General features: G+C 49.8%; 7 protein-coding genes, 1 pseudogene and 1 riboswitch. Of the genes and pseudogenes, 2 read left to right on the top strand and 6 right to left on the bottom strand.

From position 1 onward, the window contains the following. Positions 1-4,359 (top strand): hypothetical protein (locus NZ772_05905; GenBank protein MCS6813092.1); only part of this gene is annotated, 4,359 nt, incomplete at its 5' end. 22 nt (positions 4,360-4,381) lie between these two features. Here NZ772_05905 and NZ772_05900 read toward each other — a convergent pair. The 6 genes and pseudogenes from NZ772_05900 to NZ772_05875 form a co-directional block, all read right to left on the bottom strand. Next, complete coding sequence (locus NZ772_05900; protein ID MCS6813091.1) at positions 4,382-5,161, bottom strand: ABC transporter ATP-binding protein; 780 nt, start codon at positions 5,159-5,161, stop codon at positions 4,382-4,384. A 98-nt stretch (positions 5,162-5,259) separates the two neighbouring features. Next, complete coding sequence (locus tag NZ772_05895) at positions 5,260-6,117, bottom strand: ABC transporter permease (protein MCS6813090.1); 858 nt, start codon at positions 6,115-6,117, stop codon at positions 5,260-5,262. A gap of 21 nt (positions 6,118-6,138) precedes the next feature. Then, a complete protein-coding gene (locus tag NZ772_05890) occupies positions 6,139-7,188 on the bottom strand; it encodes an ABC transporter substrate-binding protein (protein MCS6813089.1) in 1,050 nt (349 codons plus the stop codon). Between the two features lie 138 nt (positions 7,189-7,326). Beyond that, positions 7,327-8,016 carry a hydrogenase nickel incorporation protein HypB gene (gene hypB, locus NZ772_05885; protein MCS6813088.1) on the bottom strand — a complete coding sequence of 230 codons (690 nt, stop codon included), beginning with the start codon at positions 8,014-8,016 and terminating at the stop codon, positions 7,327-7,329. A gap of 86 nt (positions 8,017-8,102) precedes the next feature. Next, positions 8,103-8,483 (bottom strand): hydrogenase maturation nickel metallochaperone HypA, encoded by a 381-nt coding sequence (hypA, locus tag NZ772_05880; protein ID MCS6813087.1) that lies wholly within the window; start codon positions 8,481-8,483, stop codon positions 8,103-8,105. A gap of 4 nt (positions 8,484-8,487) precedes the next feature. Then, positions 8,488-9,672 (bottom strand): annotated as a pseudogene (locus NZ772_05875) (agmatinase family protein). 75 nt (positions 9,673-9,747) lie between these two features. Further along, positions 9,748-9,885, bottom strand: a riboswitch (guanidine-I (ykkC/yxkD leader). Between the two features lie 122 nt (positions 9,886-10,007). Here NZ772_05875 and NZ772_05870 point away from each other — a divergent pair. Continuing rightward, positions 10,008-11,105 (top strand): glycosyltransferase family 4 protein, encoded by a 1,098-nt coding sequence (locus tag NZ772_05870; GenBank protein MCS6813086.1) that lies wholly within the window; start codon positions 10,008-10,010, stop codon positions 11,103-11,105. Positions 11,106-11,222: the final 117 nt, after the last annotated feature.

The following is an 11,222-nucleotide window of genomic DNA, read 5'->3' as shown; positions in this document are numbered from 1 at the left end:
GTGACGGGCAATGTTACTGCAACACCCAGCATTACCCAAGCTGCCCCGATTACGATGGCAGATCCTGGCAAGACTGCTAGTTTCAATGCCGTGCAGTCTACCACTAATAACACTCCAGCCGGGATTATCACTCTCACGAATCCAGCAAATCAGTTGGGAGCCATTGTGGTTCGAGGTACTGACGTAACTTTGCAAGAAGCTGCCGCTACAGCGTTCACCGCAGCTACGGTCACAGGCAACCTAGCTGTAACCAGCACAGACACCATCAGCCTAGGCAACATCACTGTTGATGGGAACTTTGCAGTCACAAGCAATGGAGCCATCACTAACACGGGCAATCTCGCGATCGGCGGCACTACTACCCTGGCTGCTGGCATCACCAACAACATCACCCTAGACAACGTTAACAACGACTTTGGGACAGTGGTCATCTCCAGTGGTAATAACGTCACCCTCAGCGATCGTGATGACCTAACCCTGGCAACGTCCACTGTCAGTGGCAACTTGACTGTAACCAGTGGTAACACTCTGACCCAGACTGGCACCTTGACAGTCACGGGCGCGACTAGCCTGAATGCAGGCAGCAATAACGTAGTTGCTAGCACCATTACCAGTGGCAATTTGACGATCGTGGGTCAAGCCGTTTCTCTCAATGGGGCGGTTACCACTACTGCTGGTAATTTCACCCTAACCAACAGTGGGCTAGCAACAATCAGTGCAGGCAGTGATTTTACCCTAGCGGGAGCATTCCTGCAAAATGGAGGGGGCAACGTCTCCACTGCAGGCAACATCACTAACGCAACCAGTATTACGTTCACGCAAGCAACCACCCTTACAGGTAATGTCACCCTGACAACTAGCAACGGAGCCATTACTTTTGCTAATACTGTCGATGGCAATGCTGCCCTGAGTCTGAATGCTGGCGCAGGCAACATTACGATCGCAGGTGCTGTGGGCAGTAGCCAAGCCTTAGGTGACCTGCAAGCCAACAGCACAGGGGTGACTCGCTTTAACGCCAGTGTTCAAGCTAGCAGCCTTAGCACCAATGCTGGTGGCAGCACCGAGCTGAATGGTAATGTCACCACTACGGGCAACCAGACCTATGGGGATGCAGTTCGGATCAACAGCAACATTACCCTCACAGGCAATATCCTCAGCTTTAACGGCACTGTTAACAGCCAAGTGGGAGAAACTAACAGCCTGACGGTAGTTGCCAGTGGTGGAGGTGTAAATTTTGCAACCCAAGTTGGAGATCAGGATGCACTCAATAACTTAACCATTACCACCAGCGCTAATCTCGCTCAGGGGGCTGCTTGGCGTGTGCTTGGCACCATGACGATCGCTGCCAATGCAGGTAACATCACCCTGACCGATGCAAGTAATGACTTCAATCTTGTCAGCATCCTCTCTGGCAACAACGTCCACTTGCGGGATAGCAATAATGTAACCTTAGGCACCTTTGCTGCCACCTTGCCCGGAAACCTCACTGTTCAAGCTGGAGGGGCGATCGTCACCACCAGCGCTATTACAACCGCAGGAAATCAAACCTATACAGGCACTACCTTCACCATTGGGGCACCACTCACTGCCAACACCATCACTCTCAACAATAGTGGCCTCGTAGATGGCCCAGGCACTCTCACGGCTGCAACCCTGAACTTGAACGGTGCAGGGAATATTGGTACTAGTGCTAGTCGCGTGAACCTTGCTGCTGGCACAATTACCCTGAACACCACAGCCACTGATCTGTTCTTGAACCAGACGGGTGCCACAGCTCTCCAGGGAACGACAGCGGGTAATTTGAACCTGGTGAGTAACGGTAACCTTACCCAAGGGTCAGCAGCGATCGTAGTCAGTGGCACCACAACCCTAGCAACAGGTACAGGCAACATTACTCTGACCAATGCCGCCAACGATTTCACCCTTGTGACGATCGCCAGTGCCAACTCCGTAGCATTGACTGACCAATCGGCGATTACCTTTGGCAATGTCACCACTGGCAGCGACTTCAACATCACTGCTGGTGGCCTCATCTCTCAAACAGCGGGTACTCGCTTTGTCATCCCCGGCAACGCTAGCTTCACTACCACTCACGGGGCTGGCAATGTCACGGTAGCTAACAGTGGCCCTAGCACCTTAGGGAATACGGTCATTGGTGGCGACTTTACCCTTACCTCCACGGGCAATATCACCCAAGCCCCCAGCGCAGTTCTGCGAGTTGCAGGCGGCATTACCCTCAACACATCTGCCAGCACTGTTCTCAGTAACACAGGCAACATTCTACCGGATATTACGTTGCCCAATGGTGATGTGATTATTACCCGTGTAGGGATGATTGACCTGCCGACAAGAACTGTGACCGGCAGCCTGAGTGTCAATAGTCAAGCAACAGGTGAACAGTTTAACGGCGTGATTGGCGGCGATGCAATCGTCCTTGACCAAGCAGCGAATAACTTTGGTGGCAGCCTCAGTCTTAACACGGCTAACGCAGGCACGACTACCTTACCCGCAGCAACACCAGGCATTACCCAAAGCGGTGTGCTCACCGTTGCAGGCACCACAGCCCTCAATGCCACCTCTACCGGGAACATTACCCTGAATCTTGCCAACAATCTCAATACAGTGCAAGTAACTGCTGGCAACAATGTCGTGCTGAATACCACAGCAGGCTTGAGTTTGGGAACTTCCACCATCGTAGGTAACGCCACCTTCACTGCGAATGGCGCGATTACGGATATTGGCAATCTGACGATCGGCGGCACTGCTACCCTAGACGCAGGCACCAATACTGTCACCCTAGACAATGCCAATAACTTCAATACAGTGGCAATTGTTGCTAGTAACGCCACCATTAACGATATCAATGACCTCGACTTGGATAATATCGCCGTCACAGGTAATTTGACCGTAACCACTGGAGGCAACATTACTCAACGTGATGGGCTTACCGTCGGCGACATCACTAGTTTCAAGGCAGGCACTGGCAACATTACGTTGTCCAATCCTAACAATCAATTCCATCGCCTCCAGCTAGAAGGTAACAACGCAGATATTCAAGCGAATGCTGACTTGGAACTAGGCAAATCAACTCTCGCTGGCAATCTAACGGTCACAGTGCTCACAGGTAATCTCACCAGCACAGGCAACGTTACGGCCAATGATGACATCCTGCTGACAGCTAACGGTATCGCCTTAAATGCTCCCTTAGCAGGTTTTGGGAATCTCACCTTGCGACCTCTAGAGCCAAGCCTGAATGTGGGAATTGGGGTAACTACAGGGGGCTTTGATTTGAGTGCTACCTCTCTAAGCAATCTAATTGATGGCTTCACCCAGATTACGATTGGCCAAATTAGCAGCACCGGTGCGATCGTTCTGGGCAACATTAACTTTGCAGACCCTGTGCTGATTCCTAGTGGTAGAGTCCTAGTAGGAGCAGATGTCAACACCACTTGGACAATTACAGGAGCCAATAGTGGCCACCTCAACAGTATTTTCCCCAACGGACTCCGGTTTACTAACGTTGGCAATCTCACAGGGGGCAGTGGTAGTGATGTATTTGTCTTTGCAGATGGCGCAACGGTGAGTGGCATCGTCGATGGTGGTGCCGGGGTCGATCGCCTTGACTATAGCGCTTACACAACACCTGTTACCGTCAATCTGGCTAACAACACAGCCACAGGCACAGGCGGCATTCGTAACATTGAGGGACTCACTGGCGGTCAGGGTAATAACACCCTAATTGGAGCTAATACACCCAACACCTGGAGGCTAACAGGCCAGGATCAAGGCACAGTAGGTATCTTCACCTACAAAAATGTCCAGAATCTTGTGGGCGGCAGTGAGGATGATGTCTTTATCTTTGCCAATGGCGCTAGGGTCACTGGCTTGATTGATGGTGGTGCTGGCTTTGATACCTTGGATTACAGTGCCTACACCACTCCAGTAGAGGTGAACATTACTGCTGGCACGGCTACGAGTACAGGCGGCATTCGGAATATTGAGCAGGCGATAACACCACCCAAATCTCAACCCCAAGGCGGGGATGCATCAGCTCTTACCATCTGTAGCACGATCGCCTCACCAGACAACCCACTGTCTGGACAGATGAAACTTATGTATTGTGCTAATGACTCCCTAGCAACACCTAGTCCAGCGACAGTGGGCGACTCCATTCTGCAGATACAGTCATCAGAGACGGCGATACCTACTACCCAACTTCCAGTTTCTCAACTCTCCCGTAACGAACTCTCTAAATCCCAACTCTCAGTGCCTCAACTCTCCCCTAACGAACTCCCTAAATCCCAACTCCTAGCACCTAAACTCTCCCCTGACGAGTTGCCCAATGCTTCAACTCCCTAATGTCGGTGGCAAAATGTTGGTATCAAGCGGCGATCGCGGCTATTGCCTCTTGACCATGTTGTCGCATCAAATCCATCAATTCATCCCGATAATCATGGAACACAGAGTGGCGCTTGACATGGTGAGTACGCTCTGGCAGGTTAATCACTATCTCGCGGCGCACAGTCCCAGGGCGAGCACCGAGGGCATAGATACGATGGGAGAGAAATACTGCCTCCTCTACATCGTGGGTGATCATAAAGACTGTAATGCCAGTACGTTGCCACAGGTCGAGCATGAATTCGTGCATAGACTCCCTCGTGTGAACATCTAGGGCACCGAAGGGTTCATCCATCAGTAGCACCTTGGGTTCAGAGGCTAGGGCACGGGCGATTGCCACCCGCTGTTTCATTCCACCAGATAACTCTCTCGGCAACGCTTTAGCAAAGGGAGTCAAGCCCACCACATTCAGGTAGTAGCTAGCTATCTCTCGGCGCTGGGATTTGGGAACACCCTGCAACTTGAGACCAAATTCGGCATTTTGCTGCACAGTCATCCAGGGATAGAGGGTGTAGTGTTGGAACACCATGCCTCGATCAGGGCCAGGGCCAGTTACCCGCACACCATCAATCCGCACTTCACCAGAACTAGGACCATCTAACCCTGCAATCTGACGTAGGAGAGTAGATTTTCCTGATCCAGAAGCTCCTACGGCACAAACAAACTCACCTTGCTTGATTGCCATGTTGATGTCTTTCAAAACCAGCAATCTGCCATGCTTTGTATCAAAATGCTTGCTCAAGTTACTAATCTGGATATACATAGCTCCTGTCCTCTGTTACTAGTCATTAGTCCTTAATGATGAAGACAAATATTCTTCACATCCGTTTACGCGCTCTGGCTACAAGTACTTTCCCCCGTTTACCGCCGCTGACTTGCCCAGCGGAAGGATATGCGGATCAGGTATTGAAACAGTAAGTCGAAACTCATGCCGATCACCCCAATCACAATCAAACCAACAAAGATTTCATCGGTTTTAAAGAACCGACCAGCATAGCTAATTCGCCGACCCAAGCCCTCGTTGGCAGCAATTAGTTCTGCTACAATCACCAACTGCCAAGCCGCTGCCAAATTGATTCGGCAAGCATCAATAATGCCGGGAAGAACATGGGGAAAAATCACTTGCAGCAAGGTTTGCCAGCGATTTCCTCCCAGCATGTAGGTAGACTCAATCAAATCCTTAGGTACAAATTTGACCGTATCCATGGTCATGAGGGCGTTGAAGAAGAATACCCCAATGACAATCAAGGCAATTTTAGGAGCTTCGTCGATGCCAAGGTAGATGATTAGCAAGGGAATGAAGGCAGGAGCAGGCATATAGCGCATAAGGCCAAAGGCAGGCTCTAGCAAGGCGCGAATGCTGGCAAAGCTTCCCATCAATACTCCGATCGGAATGGATCCTAGGGCAGCTAGCAGAAAACCAACCCCTACTCGCCACAGGCTAGCGACTGTATCCTTTTGTAGTTCTCCTGTCCCCAACAACTGTTGAAAGGCAGCTAGCACGGCACTTGGTGACGGCAAGAACTTAGGATCGACTAACTTCAGCGCTGTCACTGTCCACCACAGCAGCAACGGTAAGGCAATGGATGCTATCATCAAGCTCCAGTTTAAGGGTCGAGGAATATCCTCAGCTAGTCGCCAAAACGTAGTAGGCTTCAGGGTTTTCGGCTCCTGAAGCGATAGTTTAGGGGGCAATGAGTTAGATGGCGGTTGGTTCATAACCATCTCTTCGGCGATAGTTTAAGATGTCTTGGCCTTAGCGGCGTAGGCCTTGAGAAAGCGATCGTCAAACAGCTTGCTCAAATCCGGCTTAGTTTTGATTAACCCGGTTTCCAGCAAAAAATCAGTAATCTTGGCAGCGCTATAGGGCAGTGATGTGTTGTCATTACCCGGCTCCAGGGCTTTGAGATTGTCTTCGATTGTGAAAATCTTAGTACCTGCTGCATATTCCTTGTATTCATCAACACTGACCCCTGCCCGCTTAGCCATAATCTCCGTAGCCTTTTCAGCATTAGCCTGCATATAATCCAGGGTGGCAAACCAAGCATTTACGACAGCTTGCACTTGGTCAGGGTTCTCGTCCACAAATTTCCGATTAAATACCAGGTGATCAGAAATTGCCCCTGGAAAGTCCTTAGAGGTGAATAGGGCTTTGCTACCTGGTCGCTTCAAGGCTTGGGTAGTGAAAGGAGCAAACACTCCTACTGCATCCACCTGCCCTGCAACAAACGCAGCCGCTGCTTTTCCTGTTTCCAAGGGCACGAATTCAATATCCTTCTGAGTTAGGCCCTCTTTTTGCAGTCCCAACAGCAGCAAGTAGTGATCTACTACTCCTTCTTCAGCAGCAACCTTTTTGCCCTTTAAATCAGCGATCGAATTAATCCCTTCCCGAACAATGATCTGATCATTGCCAGCCGAGTTGTCATTTGTCAGCACAATCACCAGATCAGAGCCAGCGGCGATTGGGCCAATAGTATCATTCAGGGTTTGGGAGTTAGCGCTAAGTTGACCAGCCGTTAAGGTATTAATGGATTCCAAATACCCATCAAACCACTTGAGATCTACCTTGGCATTGACTTGGGCAAAAATCTGGGCTTCTTGAGCAACTTGCCAGGGAAACCAACCCGGCCATGCACTGAAGCCAAGACTAACAGTTGCCCCACCAGTGCTAGGGCTGGGGGAGGTTCCAGTACTGGTAGGAATCTGGCTAGCAGGATTTGTGCAACTCACCACCAGCACAATGCTGGCCAAAAACAACAGGATAGAGGTCAACAGGTGTCGGCGTTGCATAGATCATTCTGCAGAGAGATGTTAGCAGGGAAATAACGATAAGACTTCGAGACAGATGGCACTATTGCAGCTTTTGTAGTTGATGGAGCGATCGTGCGTCCGTTACTATTGCAACAGAATGACAACAGGAGCAGCAGGTTACACAATCGCAAGTTGGCGGCTAGCAACCTGACGTTGTACCCAGGCATACCAGGCATCTAAACCTTCTCCAGTTTTGGCGGAAACAGGCAAGATGGTAACGCGGGGGTTGATCTGGCGGACATTGCTGATAATTTGCTCTAAGCTAATGTCCAGATAAGGGGCAAGATCCAGCTTCGTAATCAACAGACAATCAGCTTCTTGAAACATGATGGGATACTTCAAGGGTTTGTCTTCCCCTTCAGTGACGCTGAGCAGAGCAACTTTGGCGTGTTCTCCCACTTCAAATTCGGCTGGACAAACCAAGTTGCCGACATTTTCTACCAGCACTAGATCGAACTCTGTAGGATCGTACTCGTGTTCTAGTCGATGGAGTCCACCCGCTACCATCTTGGCATCCAAGTGACAAGAGCGCCCAGTATTGATGGGAATCACAGGCACCCCATAGCAGCGCAGGCGATCGGCATCCAGTTCTGTTGTCATATCCCCCTCAATCACGGCTATTCTGAGGTGATTGGTCAAGGCTGCCAGGGTTTTCTCCAGCAAGACTGTTTTACCCGCACCAGGGCTACTCATGATATTCAGACAGGTAATACCCCACTCGTCAAAGTGGGCACGATTGTGATCAGCTCCGTCCTGATTCGCATGGAGGAGGTTAATACCAAGGGCGACATCAATATGTTGGTGCATAGTTAATTAGGGGTTAGGTGTTAGGTGTTAGGGGCTAGGGGATGTTTTTTAGTGGTGAGTGATGGATTGGTTAGGGGTAGTAGGAGTTATTCTCTAGAACCTTTGCAGCTATCACCCTGGCTGGCATATTCAATGCGATCGATTTTTAATTCTCGACCAGAGCGAATGTCTTCCATTGGGCTGTGGCACCTGGGGCAGGTATAGCAAATACCAGGTTCTGGGTAGTAGTCTTGCTGGCAGGCATGGCAAAACGCTACCAGGGGAACTTCGTGGATTTCCAAGGTGGCATTTGCCAGAATCGTGTCACGTTTTTGCACATCAAAGGCAAATTGCAAACTCACTGGCTCTACACAGGTAAATCGCCCTACTGTTAGATGCACCTTAGCAATCGATCGGCGGTCGGGCTGTGCATTCCACCATTGTTGGATGGTCAAGATCAGTGATTTGGTCATATCGACTTCATGCATAGTGCTACGTCCAGGCTTGATCAACTTGCATATTGGCTTCGGGATGGATATACGCTGGTTTTTCTTGGCGAGGGAGTTGTCCAGACAGCACCAAGTGAGCCATGGTATCGCAGACAACACGAGTAGCCATTAAGGCAGTAATGTCACTGATGTCATAGGGAGGAGAGACCTCCACCACTTCTAGGCCACAAATGGGTGCCTGTTGAACAATCTTGCCCAACAGAGCTAGAGCTTCACGGGGTAGCAGACCACCGGGTTCAGGCCAACCTGTGCCAGGGACAAAGCCCGCATCAATGCAGTCAATATCAAAGCTAATCCACACGCAGTCTGTACCGTCTAGTGCTCGTTCTAGGGCAAAGTCTGCCGCAGCTTCAATTCCCCGCTCTACAATGTCAGTTACAGTGAGAATATTGGTCATACGTTCTCGACAGACCTTTACCCCTTGGCGCGGCACCTGCCAACCCCCAATACCCAACTGCACCAAATTTTTGGCGGGGGCGTTGACCATATTGGTGGCATGGAACCAGGGACAGGTGTGCATCCGTTCATCTAAATCCGTTTCATGGGTATCAACGTGACGATCGAAATGAATAATGCCCACTTTTTTGTCCCCTCAATGGCGGCATACTCCTCTCACCGTAGGAAAACCGATAGAGTGGTCGCCGCCTAACACAATGGGGAATGCACCAGAGGCGAAGATATGGGCGATACCCTTGGAAATTTGATCAAAGGACTTTTCGTTATTGGCAGGAATCGTAAACACATCCCCTACATCACAGAGGGTAATCTGCTCCCGTAAATCCACTCCTAGTTCAAAGTTGTAGGGCGTATAGAGAGCAGAAATGCGACGAATTCCTTGGGGGCCAAAGCGAGTGCCAGGACGATAGGTCGTGCCAGAATCATGGGGCACGCCAACAATAGCTACATCGTATTCACCAACCCTGCGCACATCTTCTAGATAGGGTGCTTTCAAGAAGGTGTTGATTCCAGCAAAGTGGGGCAACTCTCCACGGGAAAAGGTAGGAATGGAGCGATCACGAATACTGGCTGCTGCTTCCAAACCATATGCTAGCCCTCGATCTACCTCCTGCTGCCATCCCGTTAAGGGTAATCGCGCTTCTCGCTTGATCGCCTGCTGTGCTTCACTAGTAGACCCATCTGGACTCTGAAATAAGGGACTTTCTGTCATAAACCACCCCTAACCAAACTACTGTTCAAACCATAAAAAAACCCAGAAGAGTCCTTACATCCCTCAGGGATAAAACTCTCCCGGGCTTTTTTCCCGCCGTGTAACTATCATTAACCCTCTAGTAGATTCCTAGCTGATAGTTCGCCCCTCTTGGACCAGACATCAGCAAACCTACCAACTAGATCTACAATCGGAACCCTAGAGGCCATTGATTGTTAAAACTATGCCGTTTAAGTTACCAAGCTCAGATGTTTGCAGATGTAGCAATAACTACGATTTTGGCGATACACTGTTGACCGCAACCTATCAACGGCTCTAGTGGTCTTGGTATTGTTATGTATTCTCACTTGTTAGTTAGTCTGGCTAGTCTTATTTCCAAGCCCACAGGCATTAGCAACTACACCCTAAACCTATTACCACACTTGAAAGCCCTAGACCCAACTGTGCTTGCAGCTCAGCCGCTCAATGGATACCGTTACTATCCGATTGCAGCTAACCAAACCTCAGAAGCAGGTATTGGCGGTAGGTTACGTCGCCTGTATTGGACACAGTTGCAATTACCCAATCTTTACCAGGATTTACGGGCAACCCTGCTGTTTTCCCCCCTGCCAGAAGCTCCTATTTTCACGCCCTGTCGCTACATTGTCATGGCCCATGACCTGATTCCCCTGCGGTTTCCTAAGGGTTGGTCACCCCGCACCCTCTATTTTCGCCATTGGGTGCCCCATGTGTTTCAACAGGCACAACACATCATTTGTAATTCCATAGCTACAGCTAATGATTTACACCATTTCTTCCATATTCCAACGACGAAAATCACACCCATTCCTCTCGCCTATGACGATCGCCACTTTACACCCCAGCCTGCGCCATCACCCTCAGAGTTATCTCTGCCCTATTTTCTCTACATTGGTCATCACGAGCCTTACAAAAATCTGTCGCGGTTGATTTCAGCCTTTGCTCTTGTTGTTAACTCTCAACACGACACTGCTTGTCAACTGTGGCTAGCGGGGCCAACAGACAACCGCTACACCCCCCAACTCAAAGCCCAGGTCAACGCTTTGGGCATTGATCGTCACGTCCAGTTTTTAGACTATGCTCCCTATGCCCAACTGCCAGATTTGCTGCGAGGTGCAGTGGCGCTGGTGTTTCCTTCATTATGGGAAGGATTTGGGATCCCAGTTTTGGAAGCTATGGCCTGTGGCACACCCGTGATTACCTCCAACCTGGCTGCTATGCCAGAAGTTGCTGGAGAGGCAGCAATATTAGTGGATCCCTACAATATCCAGGCCATCGCGGCTGCCATGCGTGACGTGTTGAACGATCGTCAACTGCGACAGCATCTCCAACAGGCTGGCCTACGTCGCGCGCAACAATTTCGTTGGTCACTCACAGGTCAACACACTGTAGACCTATTACGACGCTATCTATAGCTAGACATTCATCTATAGCATTGGAAAGTGTAAAGTGGTAATGATTAAGTTTTCAAAATATTAAAAAATGTAAATAAGATTAAGATTATGATAGAAGTTAAGCATTTTAAGATGATC

This window comes from Cyanobacteriota bacterium, from assembly GCA_025054735.1.
In the GTDB taxonomy this organism is placed as follows: domain Bacteria; phylum Cyanobacteriota; class Cyanobacteriia; order SKYG9; family SKYG9; genus SKYG9.
This window is presented reverse-complemented; position numbering and strand designations above follow the sequence as displayed.